Source organism: Chromobacterium rhizoryzae, assembly GCF_020544465.1.
In the GTDB taxonomy this organism is placed as follows: Bacteria; Pseudomonadota; Gammaproteobacteria; order Burkholderiales; family Chromobacteriaceae; genus Chromobacterium.
This window is the reverse complement of sequence record NZ_CP066126.1, coordinates 3,338,148-3,356,972: the sequence shown is the minus strand read 5'-3', so window position 1 is coordinate 3,356,972 and position 18,825 is coordinate 3,338,148. Positions and strand designations below refer to the sequence as shown.

Sequence of the window (18,825 nt, the reverse complement as noted above, 5' to 3'; positions counted from 1 at the left end):
CTATTTTAACATAGCTATGTTTGTATAGATAAGTCGGCGAGAAAACGGCGCCGCCAGCGACGCCGAGGCCGGCTCTAGCCTTGTTTCTGACAGTTGCTCATCCAGCGTATGCCGAAGCGGTCCACCAGCATGCCGAAGCGGGCGCCCCAGAAGGCGTCGTGCAGCGGCTCGTTGATCTGGCCGCCCTGGGCCAGGGCTTCAAAGATCGCGGTCTGCTCCGTCTCGCTGTCCAGCATGAAATTTAGCGTGATGTTTTCACCGATGGCGGGCGTGCGGCCCGGCATGCCGTCGGAGGCCATGAAATGAACGCCTTCGGCTTTGAACTCGGCGTGCAGAATCTTGTTCTTGGCCTCGTCCGGGTTGGGGAAGTCCGCGTCGCCGAAGCGCATGAGCGCCACGATTTCGCCGTTGAAGCATTGGCGGTAGAAGGCCAGCGCCTGTTCGCACTGGCCGTGGAAGTTGATGTAGGGCAGCAGGGTTTTCATCAGGGAGACTCCTGGTGGGTGGGGAGGGGCGGCCGTGTTTCAGGCTTGCAGGCATTGCCGCAGCGCATTGTTGACGGCTTCCACCGTTGCCGGCCGGGTCAGGCGAGCGGTTTCCTGGCCGTGGCGCAGGAAAATCAGCGTAGGCCACAGCTTGACGCGGTAGCTGCGTCCCAGGCGGCGGCCCGGCCCGTCTTCGATTTGCAAATGACGGACGTCGGGATAGGCCGCCAAGGCTTGTCGAATCAGAGGCTGAGCCGCCTGGCAGTGGCCGCACCAGGGCGCGCCGAATTCCAGCACGGTGACGCCGGGCTGGGCATCCAGTTCGGCGCGTTCCGGCGCCGGGTCGCGATAAAGCTTGTCCATGGTCAGGCTGGGGCAAGGGTGGATTTTAAATATGCCAAAGGACTTGCGTATTTGCCAGCGCCGTGATGAGAGGGCTGGCGGGGCGGGCTTGCCAAAGCCGGGCAAAACCGCGACGATGCAGGCCGTTTCATCAATGGCTCGGGGTTTGAACTCATGAAATCGCGCAAAGTTTCCGGCGGCTTGGTGTATTCCACCGAACACGGCCGCATGTGTCCGCAGTGCGGCTTTGCCGTCGCCCAATGCCAATGCGGCAAGCAGGAGGCGCCGGCCGGCGACGGCGTGGTGCGGGTGCGCAGGGAAACCAAGGGCCGCAACGGCAAGGCGGTCACCGTGATTCAGGGCGCGCCGTTGAACGCGCTGGAACTGGCGCAGTTGGGCAAACAGCTGAAAAACGCCTGCGGCAGCGGCGGCACGGTCAAGGACGGCGTCATCGAGATCCAGGGCGATCATTGCGAGCAGGTGCTGGGCTTGCTCAAGCAGCGCGGCTGGACGGTGAAGCGCGCCGGCGGCTAGACGCGCTCCAAAGCCTGTAGCGCCTTGTCGGAGACGAGGCGGCGGGCATGTTTTTGAAATGTTCATCACCGTACGGCCCTGCCGCTTTTTCAGCGGCAGGGCCTTGTCTCGCGCTGACTTGCGAGGTTTTGGAACAGCGGCTTGGGATTGAGCCGGAATGAAAAAGCCCGCGGCGTGCCGCGGGCGGGGTGGGGCGATGGGGCTTAGGCCGGCTGCGCCTGCCGCTGCGGGGTGGGGCTGAGCGGCGTCCGTCGCTGCAGCTCGGCGGCGAATTGCGCGCCGAATTGTTCCAGATATTGGCGTTGCAGCAGGCATTCATGCGGCGCGTTCACCTCGTACTCAATCAGCTTGCCGGAGACGTAAGGCTGCCAGAGCGACGGTTGCTGGTCTTCGGGGCGCAGGATGTCGGTGGTGGCGCGGATGAAGATCAGGTCGCCGTCGTAACGCTGGTAGCGGCAGCGGGCGAGCAGCTCCAGCATCAGCTTGGAGTCGTTCACCAGCCGGGTCAGAAACTCCTCGCCGACCTGGCTGCCGCCCAGCGCTTCTTCCATTGCGCTCTTCAGCCCCTTGATGCCGGCGCGCGGCGCGCCGACGATGGCCCGGGTCATGCGGGTGATGATGGTGGCGTCGTCCAGTTTCAGCGAGGCCGGCCCGCCCTGCAGCGGATAGCTGTCGAACATGCACAGGAAGCTGACTTCGTGGCCGTCGGCCTGCAGCATGGCGGCCAGGCGCAGCGCCAGATTGCCGCCCACCGACCAGCCCGCCAGCTGATACGGTCCCTGCGGCTGCACCGCCTGGATGCGTTGCCGGTACTCCTCCGCCAGTTCGTCCAGCGATTCGACGACGCGTTCCGGGTCGCGCAGTATCGGCGACTGGATGGCGTACAGCGGCTGGTCCTCGGGCAGGAAGGGCAGCAGGCCGGCATAGGGCCAGGCGATGCCGCCGCCCGGGTGAATGCAGAACAGCGGCGGGCGGCCGCCCTGGACGCGCAGCGGCAACATGGCGTCGAAAGGATCGCTGAAAGCGGCGGGCCGTTGCAGGCGCAGGGCCAGCTGGCGCGGCGTGGGGGCGGCTAGGAAGTCGGCGATGCCCAGCGAGACGCCGAAGGTTTCCCTGACGCGGTTGATCAGTTGCAGCCCCAGCAGCGAATGGCCGCCCAGCGCGAAGAAGTTCTGATTGGCGTAGACCTCGCCGCATTCCAGCGCCGTTGCGAACAAGCGGCACATGATTTCCTCTTCAGGCGTGCGCGGCGGAGCCTGTTCGCCGTCGTCCAGCAGCGTCGGCGTCGGCAGCTCGCCGGTGGCCAGCTTGCCGTTGGGCGTCAGCGGGAAGACGGGCACCACCATGATGACGCTGGGGATCATATGATGCGGCAATTGCCGGCTCAGCGCCTGTTTCAGGCCTTCGCTGTCCAGGTCCAGCTGTTGGTTGGCCACATAGCCGACGATGGCCGGGCCGTGGGGCAGGTCCCGCAGCAAGGCGACGGCGTCCTCTACGCCGCCGCAGCCCAGCAGGGCGTTCTTGATTTCGTCCAGCTCGATGCGCAGCCCGCGCAGCTTGATCTGATTGTCCTGGCGGCCCTGATAGTGGATGCGGCCGGCGTGGTCGAAGAACACGCGGTCGCCGGCCCGATACATGGTGTCGGCGGGGTCCAGCAGATCGGGAACGAAGCCTTTGGCCGTCAGCTCCGGGCTGTTGCGGTAACCGCGGGCAACGCCGGGGCCGCCGATGAACAGATCGCCCCAGGCGCCGGGCGGCAGCAGCCGCTGCCGCGGGTCCACCACATAGAGCCGGGTATTGGCGGTGGCGGGTCCGATGGACAGGTCGCCGTCGCCGTAGTCGGCGTTGATCGAGGTGGCGAAGGAGGTTTCGGTCGGTCCGTAGACATTGAGCAGGCGGCAGTGGGAGAAGCGCGCCAGCAGCGCCGGCGTGCAAGGCTCGCCGCCCAGCATCAGGACGGTGTCTTGCGGGAAGTCCTCGGTCTGGTGGTAGGCCAGCAGGCTGGGCGTCATGACCACGAGCTTGATGTTTTCCCGTTTGACCAGCGCGGCCAGCGGTTTGCCGGGCGCGCTGGCGACTTTGTCGCAGATGACCAGGGTGGCGCCGGCCAGCAGCGTCATCATGATTTCCAGCACCGACATGTCGAAGCCGGCGGCGATGAATTGCAGCACGCGCTGGCCGGCTTGCAGCCCCGCCGCCCGGATGGCGGTGTCGGCGATGGGCACCAGGTTGCGGTGGCTCACTTCCACGCCCTTGGGCTTACCGGTGGAGCCGGAGGTGTAGATCAAATAGCCGGGCGCGGCGGGGTCTACGCGGGGAAGCGGTAGGGTGGCCGGCGGCAGCGCGTCCAACGCCGCGGCGTCCAGGAGCAGCTGTTTTTCCGGCGCGATCCCTGCCTTGACGGCGCCGCCGCCGGCGACGATGACCGCGGCCGGCGAGGCGTCGGCCAGAATGTATTCGATGCGGGCTTCCGGCAGGTCGGGGTCCACCGGCACATAGCCTGCGCCCAGCTTGAACAGCGCAACGGCCGCGACCGCCCACTCTATGCTGCGCGACACGATGACGGCGACATCGTCCCCGGGGCGCACGCCGCGCGTCAGCAGCAGGCTGGCCAGGCGGTTGGCGCGCTCGTCCAGCTCGGCGTAGCTGAGTTCGCGCTCTCCCTGGCGCAGCGCCGGCCGATGGGCGTGGCTTAGCGCAGAGGCGGCGAAGGCGTCGGCGAAGACCGGTTGCGCGTCGGCGCGCGCCGGCAGCGGATAGCGGCGTTCTCGTTCGCCCGGCAGCAGCAGTTGGTAATCCGCGGCGAGGGTTTCCGGGTTGGCGACGAAATGCTCGAGCAGCAGAATCATCCGCTGATAGTGCAGTTCTAGCGCCTCTAGCGGGTAGAGATCGGCGTTGGCGTTGAAGCCTATCTCCAGCCGCCCGTCGGCGTTGCGGTCGAAAATGTCGATGCCGAGATGATCGGCCGGACCGTTGGCGACATTCTGCACCGTGGCTTCGCAGCCGTCGAAGCTCACTTCCTGGTCATAAGCCACGATATTGAGCAGGGTGTTGAACAGCGGCTTGTGACCGCGTTCCGCGTACAGGTCGCGGATCATGGCCTCTGAGCGGTAGCCCTGATGCAGCAGATGGCGGCGCAGCTGGCGCTGGATGTCCGCCGCAACCGACAGCACCGTGGCGTCCGGCGCGAAGGAGATGCGCAGCGGCAGGATGTTGGCCACCATGGCCGGAATCTCGCGCAGGGCTTTCAGCTGACGGGCCGCCACCGGCATGCCCACCGCCAGTTCGCTCTGGCCGGTCATGCGGTGCAGATAGGTGGCGCAGGCCGCCAGCAGCAGGCTGGACAGACGTAGGCGGTGTTGGCCGGCGGTTTCCCGCAGCCCGTCCACCGCCGCGCCGGAGAAGGCCTTGCGCAGGCGGTTCAGCTTGCGCAGGGGCGCGTCGCCGGGGACCAGTTGGGTGGCGTCGGGCAGGTCCAGGCAGTATTGGCGCCAGTAAGACTGGTCCTTGAGATAGGACTCGCTCTGGCGATAGGCCTGCTCCGCCTCGAACACCTGGCTCAGCGGCTGCGCCGGTAGCGCTTCGATGGCTTCGCCGCGCGCCAGCCGGACATAGCAATCGGTGATGTGCTTGAACAGGATGGCGTGGCCGAAACCGTCCACCACCAGATGGGAGCCCAGCTCTATCATGCGGTGGCGACGGTCGCTCAGTTTGACGATCAGATAGCGGATCAGCGGTTGTCGGGCCAGGTCCATATCGTCGGCCAGCAAGCCGTTCAGCATGGCGGCGTAGGCCTGCTCGGGGTCTGCTTCGGCCGATAGGTCGCGCCAGGAGAAATAGGCGTCGTGCAATTCGGGGCGCAGGTGCTGCCGGTATTGGCCGGTGACCGCGTCCGTTTCGAAGGCGGCGCGCAGGGTTTCCACTTGTCTGCACACGGTCTTGATGGCCTGTTCCAGCAGCGGGGCCTGCAAGTCGCCGGTGAATTCGATCACATCGCACAGGTGATAATGGAGATTACGGCCTTCCTGGCCGATGGCCAGGCAGACTTCCTGCTGGGCGGCGCTCAGCGGGCAGATCGATTTATCGTCTAGCATAATGTTTCCAATATGGTTTTTACAGTTGTTGGTATTTATTTAAAATAAAGTTAAGGGCGAATGAAGGCGCGACAAAAAAGAAGGACGCGTCGCCGCTATCGTTGCGGCTTTAGTACGGGATGGGTTTTACGGGCGGCGGATAGGCCCGGAGAGGGGCGGGTCGGTTGGCGACGCCGTGGATTGGCGTGGCTGACGGAGTACGGTGCGCGATGCGGCGTTTTTCATGGGTGCCCTGCACATGTCGTATAAGACAGGCCGAATATGTCGTTTTGATAATACGTGGAAATTATATCAATACGGCATGAAATTGACACAGTAAAATTCACTCGACATATGTCGGCGAAGTGGATTTGTCTCATTTGTGCAAACGCACATTTCGAGAGTGTCGATATCGGCTCAAGTACAGCCAAAGCTAGACACGGCAGGCGCTTAATGTTCCGAGATAGTACGATGCGGCGCAGCAAGCTGCGCCCTGGCTTGGCTGCGGACAGGGGTGGCGGGAGGGAGATGCATGCCGATTGGCGAACAGAGGAGGACGCTGACGCGCTTGCCAGCGCGGCGTTCAAGTCCGGCTTGCCTCCGGTCCGGATAAGCGGGGCGGGCGGGGGTTAGGGCGAAACAGCAAAGAAAAAGACCGAAATCCGGCGCCATCCGCTGACGGCGCCCTGTGTTTCGGTCTTGTTTGACAGTGACGATCCGGTGTTTAGAACGGAATGTCGTCGTCCATGTCGTCCAGTTGCTTGGGCGCCGGGCGCTGCTCCTGGCGGCGCGGCGCGGGCGGGGCTTCCTGGCGCGGGGCCGGGGCGTTGTAGCCGTAACCGTCGTCCATGCCGCCGCCGCTCATGCCGCCGCCGGAACCGCCCATTTCATTGCGGCCGCCCTGCAGGCTCAGTTCATTGACGCGCACGTCCGGGGACAGGCGTTTATTGCCTTCTTTGTCCTGCCATTCGCGCAGGGTCAGTTGGCCGTAAACGGTTACTTGCTGGCCTTTTGCCAGGTAGTTCTTCAGCGATTCACCGCGCTTGCCCCATACCTGGCAGCTGAACCAGTTGGTGCTCTTGCGCTCGCCAAAGCCGATGTCGCTGGCTACGCGGAACGACAGTACCGGCTCACCGCTGGGGGTGTAGCGCAGTTCGGCGTCGGCGGCCAGACGGCCGTCAAAGGTGATGCTGTTCATCAGATGTCTCCGAATAAAAATCTAAATATTTGGCCTGTCGCCGCAGCTCAGAACGTGGCTCCGATCAGGCGCTGCACCGTCGCCTCGTCCCACTGCCGCTGCGATACCTTCAGGTAGGCCACGCGGTCTTCCAACACGACCACGGCTTCATGCACGCCGGTCACGCCGGCCAATTGGCGGGACAGATCGCCGGCGTCGCCACGCCAGTCCTCGCCGATGTGATACATCACCGAGCGCACCGGCTTGGGCGGCCGCATGGCCAGCGACCACAGCAGCCAGGTGAGCATCAGCAGGCTGGTGAAGCCGAACACGCCGGCCGGACCAAAGCGGGTGTACAGCCAGCCGCCGACGGCCGCGCCCAGGAACAGGCCAAGGGATTGGGCGGTATTATACACGCCAATCGCGGTTCCCTTGGCATCCGCCGGGGCGATCTTGGAAATCAAGGACGGCAGCGTGGCTTCAAGAATATTGAAGGCGATGAAATACAGGCCCAGCCAGGCCACGATCTGCCAGAAGCTGTCCAGCGCCATCGCCATGCCCAGTTGGGCGGCGGCCATCAGCGCGATGGCGCCGACGAACACCTGCTTGAGCCTGGCCTTTTTCTCGCCGTAGATGATGGCCGGCACCATCAGCAGGAAACCGATCACCGTCACCGGCAGATACACCTGCCAGTGCTGGGTCTTGTCCAGGTGCGCGGTCTTGATCAGCGCGAAGGGGATGGTGACGAACATCGCCATCTGCGCCGCGTGCAAGGCGAAGATGCCGTAATTGAGCTGCAGCAGCTGCGGGTCTTTCAGCACCGCCGGCAGCCGTTTGGCGTTGGCCTCGGTGTCGGAGTGGAAGCGGGAGCTGACCGGGTCCGGGATGATCAGCCAGACGCCGATCAGCGCCGCCAGCGACAGCACGCCGGTGAGCGCGAAAATGCCGTTGACCCCGATATATTTGGCCAAGAGCGGCCCCAGCACCAGGCTGGCGGCGAAGGTGGTGCCGATGGACATGCCTATCATCGCCATCGCCTTGGTGCGGTTTTCCTCGCGGGTCAGGTCCGCCAGCAGCGCGGTGATGGCGGCGGAAATGGCGCCGGCGCCCTGGATGACCCGGCCCACGGTCAGGGTGGCGATGTCGTGGGCGCCGGCGGCGACGAAGCTGCCCAGCGCGAACAGCAGCAAGCCGCCGTAAATCACCTTCTTGCGGCCTATCTTGTCGGAGAGCATGCCCAGCGGCAGTTGCAGCAAGGCCTGGGTCAGGCCGTAACTGCCCAGCGCGATGCCGATCAGCGTGTGATTGTCCGCGCCTTCCAGGGTTTGGGCGTACAGGGCGAATACCGGCAGGATCAGGAACATGCCCAGCATGCGCAGGGCGTAGATGCCGGCGAGGCCAAGGCTGGCCCGGAGTTCTGTTGCGTTCATTCTTGTGTGCGTCGTTTGTGTTGCTGGCGGGCTGCGGCCTGCGGGCCGCGCCCCATGGTTCTAGTAACGGTCCGGCGCCGTTCCGGATGACGCCGCGCGTTAAAGACTGGTGGAGTCAGACTTGCCAAGTCAGGTATATTAACAGGTTCCCTGACCGACGGTGAGTTACGCTCCAATATGGACAGCATTCGCATTCGCGGCGCACGCACGCACAATCTGAAGAACATCAACCTGGATTTGCCCCGCCACCAATTGATCGTGATTACCGGCCTGTCCGGCTCCGGCAAATCCTCGCTGGCCTTCGACACCCTGTACGCGGAAGGGCAGCGCCGTTACGTGGAAAGCCTGTCCGCCTATGCGCGCCAGTTCCTGCAATTGATGGAAAAGCCGGACGTGGACCTGATCGAAGGCCTGTCGCCGGCGATCTCCATCGAACAGAAGGCCACCAGCCACAACCCGCGTTCCACCGTGGGCACCGTCACCGAAATCCACGACTACCTGCGTCTGCTGTACGCGCGCGTCGGCGAGCCGCACTGCCCGGAGCACGGCGTGCCGCTGTCCTCGCAAACCGTCAGCCAGATGGTGGACCATGTGCTGGCCTTGCCGGAGGAAAGCCGGGTGATGATCCTGGCCCCGGTCATCGTCGGCCGCAAGGGGGAGAATCTGGACTTGTTCGAAGACCTGCGCGCCCAGGGCTTCGTGCGGGTGCGGGTGGACGGCGAAGTGTTTGAACTCGACGCCGTGCCCAAGCTGGACAAGAACAAGAAGCACACCATAGAAGTGGTGATAGACCGCCTGAAAGTGCGCGAGGACATGAAACAGCGGCTGGCGGAAAGCTTTGAAACCGCGCTGCGCCACGCCGAGGGCCGCGCCATCGCCGTGGAAATGGACAGCGCCAAGGAACACTGGTTTTCCGCCAAGTTCGCCTGCCCGGTGTGCTCCTACAGCCTGCCGGAGCTGGAGCCGCGGCTGTTCTCCTTCAACAACCCCATGGGCGCCTGCCCCAAGTGCGACGGCCTGGGCGAAATCACCTTCTTCGATCCGCGCCGGGTGGTGGCGCATCCGGAACTGAGCCTGGCCGCCGGCGCGATCAAGGGCTGGGACAAGCGCAACCAGTTCTATTTCCAGATGCTGATGGCGCTGGGCGAGCATTACGGTTTTTCCGTGGCCGAACTCGCCTTTGAAGACCTGCCGGAAAAAGTGCGCAACGTGGTGCTGCACGGCTCCGGCCGCGACAGCATCGAGTTCAGCTATATGTCGGAGAAGGGCACCAAATTCAGCCGCGCGCATCCGTTTGAGGGCATCATCCCCAATCTGGAGCGCCGCTACCGCGAAACCGACTCCTCCGCGGTGCGCGAGGAACTGGCCAAGTACCAGAACAACCAGCCCTGCCCGCACTGTCAGGGCTCGCGGCTGCGCCTGGAGGCGCGCCATGTCTTCGTCGGCGACAAGACGCTGTACGAGATCAACCAGATGCCGCTGAAGGACACCGCCGGCTTTTTCGCCCAACTGGCTTTCAGCGGCCAGAAACAGGCGGTGGCGGAGAAAATCGTCAAGGAGATCAGCGAGCGGGTGTCCTTCCTCAATAATGTGGGCCTGGACTACCTGAACCTGTCCCGTTCCGCGGACACCCTGTCCGGCGGCGAGGCGCAGCGCATCCGCCTGGCCAGCCAGATCGGCTCCGGCCTGACCGGGGTGATGTACGTGCTGGACGAGCCGTCCATCGGCCTGCATCAACGCGACAACGACCGCCTGCTGGCCACCTTGATGCGGCTGCGCGATCTGGGCAATAGCGTGATCGTGGTCGAGCACGACGAAGACGCCATCCGCGCCGCGGACTACCTGGTGGACATGGGGCCGGGCGCCGGCGAGCACGGCGGCGAAGTGTTGGTGGCCGGCACCCCGGCGGAAGTGGCCGCCTGCGCCCATTCCGTCACCGGCGATTACTTGTCCGGCCGCCGCCGCATCGCGCTGGGCGGCGAGCGCCGCGAGGTGGATCCGGAGCGCATGCTGCGCCTGATCGGCGCCAGCGGCAACAACCTCAAGGACGTCACCCTGGACCTGCCCTTGGGCATGCTGGTGTGCATTACCGGCGTGTCCGGCTCCGGCAAGTCCACATTGATCAACGACACCCTGTACAAGATCACCGCGCGCGAACTCAACGGCGCCAGCGAAGAACCGGCGGCCTACCAGGACATCCAGGGCCTGAAGCAGCTGGACAAGGTGATCAACGTAGACCAGAGCCCGATCGGCCGCACCCCGCGCTCCAACCCGGCCACCTACACCGGCTTGTTCACCCCCATTCGCGAACTGTTCGCCGGCGTGCCGCTGTCGCGCGAGCGCGGCTACGGGCCGGGTCGCTTCTCCTTCAACGTCAAGGGCGGCCGCTGCGAGGCCTGCCAGGGCGACGGCGTGATCAAGGTGGAAATGCACTTCCTGCCGGATGTCTACGTGCCTTGCGACGTATGCCACGGCAAGCGCTACAACCGCGAAACCCTGGAAGTGCAATACAAGGGCAAGAGCATTCACGAAGTGCTGGAAATGACGGTGGAACAGGCGCTGGACTTCTTCAGCGTGGTGCCCACCGTGGCGCGCAAGCTGAAAACGCTGATGGACGTGGGCCTGGGCTATATCCGCCTGGGGCAGAGCGCCACCACCCTGTCCGGCGGCGAGGCCCAGCGCGTCAAGCTGGGGCTGGAATTGTCCAAGCGCGACACCGGCCGCACTCTGTATATCCTGGACGAGCCCACCACCGGCCTGCATTTCCATGACATCGACCTGCTGTTGCAAGTGCTGCACCGCCTGCGCGAAAGCGGCAACACCGTCGTGGTGATCGAGCATAATCTGGACGTGGTCAAAACCGCGGACTGGCTGATAGATTTGGGGCCGGAAGGCGGCGCCGGCGGCGGCCAGATCATCGCCACCGGCACGCCGGAACAAGTGGCGGCCAATCCGGTCAGCCATACCGGGCGCTATTTGCAGCCTTTGTTGCAGCGCGAGCAAGGCTGATGGCAATCAAGTACAATGCGCGGATAGACAGCTTGCTGTTATAAAGAAATACCGGCGGTGGCAAGGGGCGAATAGCGTCGCCAGCCCAGCTGAACGGCGCGTCGCCCAAGGGCCATCGCATCAAAAACAATATGAGGAAGTCATGCTGACTTTAGGCAAGATCGATCACATCCACATTCGTGTGACTGACGTGCCCAAGGCCCTGAAATGGTATCAGCGCGTGCTGGCCATGGCCCCGGACCCGCGCTATAAGCACATGCGCGAAGGCCCGCACGGAGCGGTGATGTTGGCCAACGCCAACGGCGCGGTGCGCCTGGCGGTGAGCGAAGACAAGAGCGGGGCGGCCAATCATCAGGGCGACATCGCCTTTGTGGTGAGCGGCCAGGATTTTCTGGAGTGGATAGACCAGCTGGCCGGCGAGCGCGTCACCAATCGCGACGGCCAGACCATCGCCCGGGACTCCGTGCGCGACCATCGCTTTTTCTGCTCGCTGTCCTTTGTCGATCCCTTCGGCAATCCGTTCGAGATCGTCAGCTACGATCACACCTGGCTGGTGGGCAAGCTCAAGCTGAACGAACAACTGGAGTGACAACCGTCATCCGAAACTAAAACCGCCGGTCTTGCGCCGGCGGTTTTTTATGCGCTCAAGACAGCGCGCCCTCCTGGCGCAGCACTTGTTCCAGCGCGGCGAAGCAGGCGGGGTCGATGGCGCTGCCCAGGTGCCGGCGCATGATGTCCAGCGTTTGCGGCGCGGGGGTGGCCGGGTGGTAGGGGCGTTCCGCGTTGATGGCGTCGAAGATGTCCGCGGCGGTGATGATGCGGGTTTCCAGCGCGATGGCGTCGCCGGACAGGCCGCGCGGGTAGCCGCCGCCGTCCGGGCGCTCGTGGTGGGCGCCGGCCACCCAGGCCAGTTCGGCGAAGTGTTCGATGCGGCCCAGGATGGCTTCGGTGTAAGCGGCGTGGCGTTTGACCGCCTCCCATTCGTCCGCCTCCAGCTTGCCGGGCTTGTCCAGTATGATGTTGCTGACGCCCAGCTTGCCCACGTCGTGCAGGAGCGCGCCGCGTTTCAGCCAGCGTCGCCGTTCCTGGCCCAGCTCCAGTTCCGCGGCGATCTGGTCGGCGTAATGGCCCACTCTTTGGCTGTGGCCGGCGGTGAACGGGCTTTTGGAATCCACCACCTGGCCGAAACCCTCGGCGATCTCGTCCAGATAGTCCTCGTCCAGCGGCACCGCGTATTGGGCCGGCTCCAGCCTCAGCACCGCCTGGTCGATGTCGTCGGCCTCCAGCTGCCGCCAGAAGTCCGGCCGGGCGCCTACGCGGCGGAAGGCGGCCACCAGTTCCGGATCGAACCAGCCGCCGGCGCGGCGCAGCGCCTGCTCCAGCGCCGCCTGGCGGCCGTGGGTGATGTGGAACACGTCTATCACCTGGGCCAGCAGCGCGATGCGCGAATTCAGCGGAATGGCGTCGCCGCGCAGCCCCAGCGGCCGGCCGGAGCCGTCCCAGTGTTCGTCCAGCGATTGAATGCCGCGCGCCACGTTTTCATTGAAACGCAGCTGGCGGGCGATGTCGGCGCCGCGGTGGCAGCGGGTGTTGATCAGTTCGTCCGCCATCGTCCTGCCGTGGCGCAGCACTTTGAGAACGGAAGCCGCGCGCCGCGCCCAGCCCTCGCTGTGGGTGCCGGTGTTCTTGAACACAAAGCCCAGCAGCTGCGGCAGGCCGGCGCCCACTTGCTTGAAGTCTTGTTTGAAGCTGCGATCGTCGGTCTGGTAGAGCTCGCAAATGCGCGCCGCGTTGCTGCTGCAGCCCAGGTCCTTGAGCAGGATGGCGTAGTACAAATCCCATAGCCGTTGCGGCGGCAGGCCTATGCATTGGCCGATATGCATGCCTATCCAGCAGCTGCGGATGCAATGGCCTTCGGGCTGGCCTTCGGTGATGTCCAGCGCGTAGCTCAGCGAGCTGATCAGTTCGGACAGCTTTAGGGTGGCGGCCATGGGCGCTCCACGGAATTGAGGCGGGTAGGGAGACGGCGGGAACCTGCTTGGCTCCGCTCACGCCATCTTGCAGAGAGCCAGGGACAAGGCGCGCAAACGCAGGCCGTGCATCAACGGCGAATCGTCGCAACGCGGCCTCTTTGTGAGCGGCCCCATCTTCTTTATCCTCGGCGGAGCGCGCTTTTTCAATCCCGCCGCGCCGGCGCGCGTTCGCTGCTCAGCCGCGCGATGGCGTCCACCAGCCGCGCTTCAATGTCCTGGTCCAACGGCAAGCGTTCGCTGGCCAGTTCCGCCAGCCGCGGATGGGCGCCTACCTGCACCGAGTGGCCGGCGTCCAGGAACATGCTGACATCGTTGCTGTCGTTGCCGAAGCAGATCAGCTCCTCGGCGGCAATGCCGCATTGGCGCAGCGCGGCCATCTTGCTGACGCCGGCGGCGGTGATGTCGAAGATCTGTTCGTCGGAATGGTGGTGCAGCTCCACGCCGGCGTGGGCGTCCAGTTCCCGGCGCAGGCCGGGGACGTCGGCGCAGGCGGTGATCAGCAGCTTGGCCGGCTGGCGGATGTCTTCGGCGCCGACATGGCTGGCCAGTTTGCCGGGGTCCACCTTGTTGAGGAAGGGGTGGCTGGCGTCGCCGTTGTAGTGGTAGTTCCAGCTCAGGTCCACCAGATAGGACGCGGCGAAGCGTTGCGCCAGTTGGGTGACGTCGGCGAACACCGGGTCCGGGATGGGGTTCAGCCGGTGCAACTGGCCTTGCCGATGGCTCATCGCGCCGTTGGCGCCGATGATCAGCACATCGTGGAAGCGAGCATCCAGCAAGGGCAGGATGTCGCGGTAGGGGCGGGCGGAAGCAAAGCCCAACTGGTGGCCGTGCCGGCGCAGGCTGTCCAGCGCGTCCTGGATGGCCGGGCTGATGGTCCTGCCGTTGAAGCAAATGGTGCCGTCGATATCAAAGATGAAGTGCATGAAGTCTCGCTGCGGGAAGGTGGCGGCGGCGGGTTTTTAGCGCCGTTTTATGATGTTTGTATTCTAACTGTCTTGGCAACTAGGGTGAAGCCGCCGCGCTGAATCGAATGCCTCCGGACTTGTCTGCGAGCGGTATCGCCCACATTTTCCTTTTATGACCGTTCAACCTGGAGAGTGCCGCGCATGAGCCAAAACGTTTGTCTGGATCCGTTGACCGCCGCCGATTTTTCCGCCCTGGCCGAACTGGCCGGCGAGATCTGGCATCAGCATTTCATCAGCATGATCAGCCGCGAGCAGATCGAATACATGCTGGCCGGCCGTTATGTGCCGGAAAAGCTGTCCGCCTATCTGGGCGCGCCGGACCGCTGGTTTGGCCTGTTGAGGCTGGACGGCAGGCTGGTGGGTTATTGCAGTCACGCGCTGACGGCGACGCCGGGGGAGATGAAGCTGGAGCAGCTGTATCTATTGGCGGAGACGCGCGGCCGCGGCCTGGGCGCTTATATGCTGGACGCGGTGGAACGGGCTGCGCGGCAGCGCGGCTGCCATACCCTGGTCTTGACGGTGAACAAGCACAATGCCGGCGCCATCGCGGTGTACAAGCAGCGTGGTTTCACCTTGCGGGAGCAGGCGGTGTTCGACATCGGCAACGGCTTTGTGATGGACGACGACGTGATGGAGAAGCGCTTGGCTTGAAGGCTGTTGAGCAGGGCTGGCGGGGAAGCGCAAGGTGGTGAGCCTTGCGCTTTTTGTTTTATCGGCTGCGGCTGGCGGTAATCAGGTGCCGCAGAAGGTCCGATACCCCTGCGCCACTTCCGGCGCGGCCGGCAGCGTGTAGCGCTCCAGGCCGGCGCGTTCGGTGAACGGTTGACGCAGCGCGTCCAGCAGCGCCAGCGTCGGGCCCATGTCGCCGTGGTCGCTGGCGGCGGCCAGCGCTTCTTCCACCAGGTGGTTGCGCGGGATGTAGAGCGGGTTGGCCTGGCGCAGCGCGGCGGCGCGTTCGGCGGCGGCTTGCGGTTCGGCGTCCAGCCGCTGGCGCCAGCGCGCCAGCCAGGGCGCGGCGGCGGCCGGGTCGTTGAAGAGCTGAGTCAGTGCCTGGTCTTGGCCTTCGGCGGCGTCGGCCAGCCGGCGCCAGGCCAGAGTGTGGTCGGCGTCCTGGCGCGCCAGCAGCGCCAGCCAGTCTTCGGCCAGCTCCTGGTCGATGTCCTGCGCCTGGCTCAGGCCCAGCTTGCGGCGCGCCTGTCGCAGCCAGTGGGCCTGGTAGCGCTCGGCGAAGTCTTCGATGACGGCGGTGGCCGCCGGCACCGCGTTCTTGGGCTCGTCCGGGTCCAGCAGCGGCAGCAGGGTTTCCGCCAGCCGGGCCAGGTTCCATTGGGCGATGGCCGGCTGGTTGCCGTAGGCGTAGCGGCCGCCGCTGTCGATGGAGCTGAACACGGAGGACGGATGATGGACGTCCATGAAGGCGCAGGGGCCGTAGTCTATGGTTTGGCCGCTGAGCGCCATATTGTCAGTGTTCATCACGCCGTGGATGAAGCCGGCGTGCATCCAGCGGGCGATCAGTTCCGCCTGGCGTTCCGCCGCAGCTTGCAGCAGCGCCAGATAGGGCTGCTCGGCGCCGGCCAGTTCGGGATAGTGGCGCGCCAGGGTGTAGTCGGCCACCTGGCGCAGCATGTCGCGTTCGCCGCGGAGGGCGAAGTACTGGAAGGTGCCGACGCGCAGATGGCTGGCGGCGACGCGGGTCAGCACCGCGCCGGGCAGCGCTTGTTCGCGGTAGACGGTTTCGCCGGTGGCGGTGACGGCCAGCGCGCGGGTGCTGGGGATGGCGAGCGCGTGCATGGCTTCGCCGATGATCAGTTCGCGCAGCATCGGCCCCACCGCGGCCTTGCCGTCGCCGCGGCGCGAGAACGGAGTGCGGCCGCTGCCCTTGAAGGCGATGTCGCGGCGTTGGCCGTTGCGGTCGATGACTTCGCCCAGCAGCAGCGCGCGGCCGTCGCCCAGCGACGGCGACAGGCCGCCGAACTGGTGGCCGGCATAGGCTTGGGCCACCGGCTTGGCGCCGGCCGGCAAGGCGGCGCCGGAGAAGGCGGCGGCCAGCTCGGCGGCGTCGGCCTGGCCGCTGTCCAGGCCCAGCTCTTGCGCCAGTTCGGCGTTCCAGTACAGCAGGGCCGGCGCGGGCGGGCGTTCTGGCTGCACCGGCGCGCAGGCGTCGGGCAGGTCGCGGGCGTAGCTGTGGTCGAAGTCGATGTGGATCATGGCGGGCTCGCTGGGCGGGGTATTGGATTGAGACGCCGGCGGCGGGGCAAAGTGCCCGGCCGCCGGCCGGCAAAAAGCCGCCCGTGGGCGGCTGGATTTAACGACTGCGGCCCTTGCCGGCCGGTTTGCTGCCGGGTTTCGCGGGCTTGCCGCGTCCGGCCGGCGCTTGGCCGGCGCCGGGCTTGGCCATGGCTTTGGCCTGCGCGGGCTTGCCGCGCTGTCCGTGACCGGCGGGGGCGGCGGCGCGCTGGCCTGGGGCCTTGTTGCGCGACAGCGGCGCACCCATGCGGTGGCGCACGGCGGCGGCCTTGTCGCCCGGCGGCGTCGGCGGAATCAGGCAGTGCTTGCTGTGGCCGATCAGGTCGCTTCGGCCCATCTGAATCAGCGCGTCGTGGAGGATCTGCCAGTTGTCCGGGTGGTGGTAGCGCAGGAAGGCCTTGTGCAGCTTGCGGCGGTAGCCGTCGCGCACCACGTCCACTTTTTCCGAGCTGCGCGACAGGCGCTTGAGCGGATTGCGGCGGGTGTGCCACATGGTGGTGGCCATCGCCATCGGCGTGGGGGTGAAGGTTTGCACCTGGTCCAGGCGGAAGTTGTTCTTCTTCAGCCACAGCGCCAGGTTCATCATGTCTTCGTCGCTGGTGCCGGGGTGGGCGGCGATGAAGTAGGGAATCAGATACTGTTCCTTGCCGGCCTGACGGCTGAAGCGTTCGAACAGTTCCTTGAACTTGTCGTACGCGCCCATGCCCGGCTTCATCATCATGGACAGCGGACCGTCCTCGGTATGTTCCGGGGCGATCTTCAGATAGCCGCCCACATGGTGCTGCACCAATTCCTTGATGTACTCGGGCGAACGCACGGCCAGGTCGTAGCGCAGGCCGGACTGGATGTTGATCTTCTTCACACCCGGCAGCGCGCGCGCCTTGCGGTAAAGCTGGATCAGGTGGCTGTGGTCGGTGTTCAGGTTTTCGCAGATGTCCGGGAACACGCAGGACAGCTTCCTACAGGAGCGCTCGATCTTCGGGTCCTTGCAGGAGAGGCGGTACATATTCGCGGTCGGGCCGCCCAGGTCCGAGATATGGCCGGTGAAGCCCGGGGTCTTGTCGCGGATTTCCTCGATTTCCTTGAGGATGGATTCCTCGGAACGGCTCTGGATGATGCGGCCTTCGTGCTCGGTGATGGAGCAGAAGGTACAGCCGCCGAAACAGCCGCGCATGATGTTGACCGAGTATTTGATCATTTCCCAGGCCGGGATATTGGCGTCGCCGTAGCTGGGGTGCGGGTTGCGGGCGTAGGGCAGGCCGTAAACGTGGTCCATTTCCTCGGTGGAGAGCGGAATGGGCGGCGGGGTCAGCCACACGTCGCGCTCACCGTGCATCTGCACCAGCGCGCGGGCGTTGCCGGGGTTGGATTCCAGGTGCAGGGTGCGGCTGGCGTGGGCGTACAGCACCGGGTCGTGGGCCACGGCCTCGTAGGCCGGGATGCGGATCACGGTCTTGGCGCGTTCGGCGCGGCGCTTGGCCAGGCGCTCTTCGCGGGATTCGATGCGGATTACCTGCGGCTTGGACGGGTCCTGGTCCTTGGTGGCTTCGGCCGCCTGTTCCGGGATTTCCTGGTAGGGGTTGAGGTGGACGTCCACCTTGCCCGGCAGGTCCACCACGCTGGAGTCCATTTCCTGCCATTCTTCATCCGGGCGCCAGCCGTGTGGCACGATGAAGGCGGTGCCGCGCACGTCGCGGATCTCGCTCAGCTTCTCGCCCCTGGCGGCGCGGTGCGCCACTTCCACCAGCGCGCGTTCGGCGTTGCCGTACAGCAGCAGGTCGGCCTTGGAGTTGATCAGCACCGACGGGCGCACTTTCTCGCTCCAGTAGTCGTAGTGGGCGATGCGGCGCAGGCTGGCCTCGATGCTGCCCACCATCACGCCCACGCCGGGATAGGCTTCGCGGCAGCGCTGGGCGTAGACGGTGACGGCGCGGTCCGGGCGCTTGTTGGCCGCGGCGTGCGGGGTGTAGGCGTCGTCCGAGCGCGGGCGGCGGTCCGCGGTGTAGCGGTTGATCATGGAGTCCATATTGCCGGCGGTGACGCCGAAGAACAGATTGGGCTTGCCCAGTTCGCGGAAGGCGTCCGCCGAGTGCCAATCCGGCTGGGCGATGATGCCCACGCGGAAGCCCTGGTCTTCCAGCAGCCGGCCCACCAGCGCCATGCCGAAGCTGGGGTGGTCGATATAACCGTCGCCGGTGATCAGGATGATGTCACAGGAGTCCCAACCCAGCTGCTCCATTTCGGCGCGGGTCATCGGCAGGAACGGGGCGGCGCCGAAGCGGCTGGCCCAGTACTTGCGGTAGGAGGTGATCGGTTTGGCGGCGTGTGCGGTCGTCATGCTGGCAAAAGGCTGAAGTTCAGACAACCCGCTATTATGCCATAGTTGCCGCTTGCTTGTGGATTAAGCGCTTGTTTTTTATTGGAAATTGCCTTGGTTGCAGTAGGGTTTTGCCGCAAGGGCGGTTTTGCCCATCAAAATCAAGGCGCTGCGCGCCCTGGCCGCAGGAACGGGGCGCCGGGGTTCCCACAT

At 65.2% G+C, this 18,825-nt stretch carries 13 protein-coding genes; 4 read left to right on the top strand and 9 right to left on the bottom strand.

Features of this window, described 5'->3' with window-relative positions:
• Positions 1–74: 74 nt before the first annotated feature.
• Both JC616_RS14995 and JC616_RS14990 read right to left on the bottom strand, forming a co-directional pair.
• On the bottom strand, positions 75–485 hold the full coding sequence (locus tag JC616_RS14995; protein ID WP_227103981.1) for a VOC family protein: 411 nt from the start codon (positions 483–485) through the stop codon (positions 75–77).
• A 39-nt stretch (positions 486–524) separates the two neighbouring features.
• Positions 525–848 (bottom strand): thioredoxin family protein, encoded by a 324-nt coding sequence (locus JC616_RS14990; protein ID WP_107800193.1) that lies wholly within the window; start codon positions 846–848, stop codon positions 525–527.
• Positions 849–1,001: 153 nt separating this feature from the next.
• On the opposite strand from JC616_RS14990, the gene JC616_RS14985 reads away from it, so the two are divergent.
• Positions 1,002–1,361, top strand: coding sequence for a translation initiation factor Sui1 (locus JC616_RS14985; RefSeq protein ID WP_227103979.1), 360 nt, complete (start codon positions 1,002–1,004; stop codon positions 1,359–1,361).
• Between the two features lie 203 nt (positions 1,362–1,564).
• On the opposite strand, the gene JC616_RS14980 is transcribed toward JC616_RS14985, so the two are convergent.
• The 3 genes from JC616_RS14980 to JC616_RS14970 all read right to left on the bottom strand — a co-directional run bounded on the left by JC616_RS14980 (position 1,565) and on the right by JC616_RS14970 (position 8,041).
• A complete protein-coding gene (locus JC616_RS14980) occupies positions 1,565–5,455 on the bottom strand; it encodes a non-ribosomal peptide synthetase (protein WP_227103978.1) in 3,891 nt (1,296 codons plus the stop codon).
• A gap of 703 nt (positions 5,456–6,158) precedes the next feature.
• The gene (locus tag JC616_RS14975; protein WP_107800189.1) at positions 6,159–6,632 is read right to left on the bottom strand and encodes a single-stranded DNA-binding protein; all 474 of its coding nucleotides are present in this window, start codon (positions 6,630–6,632) and stop codon (positions 6,159–6,161) included.
• Between the two features lie 47 nt (positions 6,633–6,679).
• Positions 6,680–8,041: an MFS transporter gene (locus JC616_RS14970; protein ID WP_227103976.1), complete on the bottom strand. Its 1,362-nt coding sequence runs from the start codon at positions 8,039–8,041 to the stop codon at positions 6,680–6,682.
• 177 nt (positions 8,042–8,218) lie between these two features.
• Here JC616_RS14970 and uvrA point away from each other — a divergent pair, with 177 nt between their 5' ends.
• Both uvrA and JC616_RS14960 read left to right on the top strand, forming a co-directional pair.
• Positions 8,219–11,050, top strand: a complete 2,832-nt coding sequence (gene uvrA / locus JC616_RS14965) for an excinuclease ABC subunit UvrA (protein ID WP_227103974.1) — start codon at positions 8,219–8,221, stop codon at positions 11,048–11,050.
• 142 nt (positions 11,051–11,192) lie between these two features.
• Positions 11,193–11,639, top strand: coding sequence for a VOC family protein (locus JC616_RS14960; RefSeq protein ID WP_081545504.1), 447 nt, complete (start codon positions 11,193–11,195; stop codon positions 11,637–11,639).
• A gap of 55 nt (positions 11,640–11,694) precedes the next feature.
• On the opposite strand, the gene JC616_RS14955 is transcribed toward JC616_RS14960, so the two are convergent.
• Positions 11,695–13,041, bottom strand: coding sequence for an HD-GYP domain-containing protein (locus JC616_RS14955; protein WP_227103973.1), 1,347 nt, complete (start codon positions 13,039–13,041; stop codon positions 11,695–11,697).
• 185 nt (positions 13,042–13,226) lie between these two features.
• On the bottom strand, positions 13,227–14,006 hold the full coding sequence (locus tag JC616_RS14950; RefSeq protein WP_227103971.1) for an HAD-IIB family hydrolase: 780 nt from the start codon (positions 14,004–14,006) through the stop codon (positions 13,227–13,229).
• A 183-nt stretch (positions 14,007–14,189) separates the two neighbouring features.
• Between JC616_RS14950 and JC616_RS14945 the strand changes: the two genes are divergently transcribed.
• Positions 14,190–14,699 carry a GNAT family N-acetyltransferase gene (locus JC616_RS14945; RefSeq protein WP_227103968.1) on the top strand — a complete coding sequence of 170 codons (510 nt, stop codon included), beginning with the start codon at positions 14,190–14,192 and terminating at the stop codon, positions 14,697–14,699.
• Between the two features lie 81 nt (positions 14,700–14,780).
• Here JC616_RS14945 and JC616_RS14940 read toward each other — a convergent pair whose 3' ends face one another.
• Together JC616_RS14940 and JC616_RS14935 are read right to left on the bottom strand one after the other, a co-directional pair.
• Positions 14,781–16,256: a protein adenylyltransferase SelO gene (locus tag JC616_RS14940; RefSeq protein WP_227103967.1), complete on the bottom strand. Its 1,476-nt coding sequence runs from the start codon at positions 16,254–16,256 to the stop codon at positions 14,781–14,783.
• A 97-nt stretch (positions 16,257–16,353) separates the two neighbouring features.
• Positions 16,354–18,633, bottom strand: coding sequence for a YgiQ family radical SAM protein (locus JC616_RS14935; RefSeq protein ID WP_227103965.1), 2,280 nt, complete (start codon positions 18,631–18,633; stop codon positions 16,354–16,356).
• Positions 18,634–18,825 lie beyond the last annotated feature (192 nt).

Bases quoted from the DNA above. Each gene is read 5' to 3' on its own strand.
- JC616_RS14945 (WP_227103968.1), top strand. From the start codon at position 14,190: ATGAGCCAAAACGTTTGTCTGGATCCGTTGACCGCCGCCGATTTTTCC.
- JC616_RS14980 (WP_227103978.1), bottom strand. From the start codon at position 5,455: ATGCTAGACGATAAATCGATCTGCCCGCTGAGCGCCGCCCAGCAGGAA.
- JC616_RS14940 (WP_227103967.1), bottom strand. From the start codon at position 16,256: ATGATCCACATCGACTTCGACCACAGCTACGCCCGCGACCTGCCCGAC.
- uvrA (WP_227103974.1), top strand. From the start codon at position 8,219: ATGGACAGCATTCGCATTCGCGGCGCACGCACGCACAATCTGAAGAAC.
- JC616_RS14950 (WP_227103971.1), bottom strand. From the start codon at position 14,006: ATGCACTTCATCTTTGATATCGACGGCACCATTTGCTTCAACGGCAGG.
- JC616_RS14960 (WP_081545504.1), top strand. From the start codon at position 11,193: ATGCTGACTTTAGGCAAGATCGATCACATCCACATTCGTGTGACTGAC.
- JC616_RS14970 (WP_227103976.1), bottom strand. From the start codon at position 8,041: ATGAACGCAACAGAACTCCGGGCCAGCCTTGGCCTCGCCGGCATCTAC.
- JC616_RS14975 (WP_107800189.1), bottom strand. From the start codon at position 6,632: ATGAACAGCATCACCTTTGACGGCCGTCTGGCCGCCGACGCCGAACTG.
- JC616_RS14985 (WP_227103979.1), top strand. From the start codon at position 1,002: ATGAAATCGCGCAAAGTTTCCGGCGGCTTGGTGTATTCCACCGAACAC.
- JC616_RS14995 (WP_227103981.1), bottom strand. From the start codon at position 485: ATGAAAACCCTGCTGCCCTACATCAACTTCCACGGCCAGTGCGAACAG.
- JC616_RS14935 (WP_227103965.1), bottom strand. From the start codon at position 18,633: ATGACGACCGCACACGCCGCCAAACCGATCACCTCCTACCGCAAGTAC.
- JC616_RS14990 (WP_107800193.1), bottom strand. From the start codon at position 848: ATGGACAAGCTTTATCGCGACCCGGCGCCGGAACGCGCCGAACTGGAT.
- JC616_RS14955 (WP_227103973.1), bottom strand. From the start codon at position 13,041: ATGGCCGCCACCCTAAAGCTGTCCGAACTGATCAGCTCGCTGAGCTAC.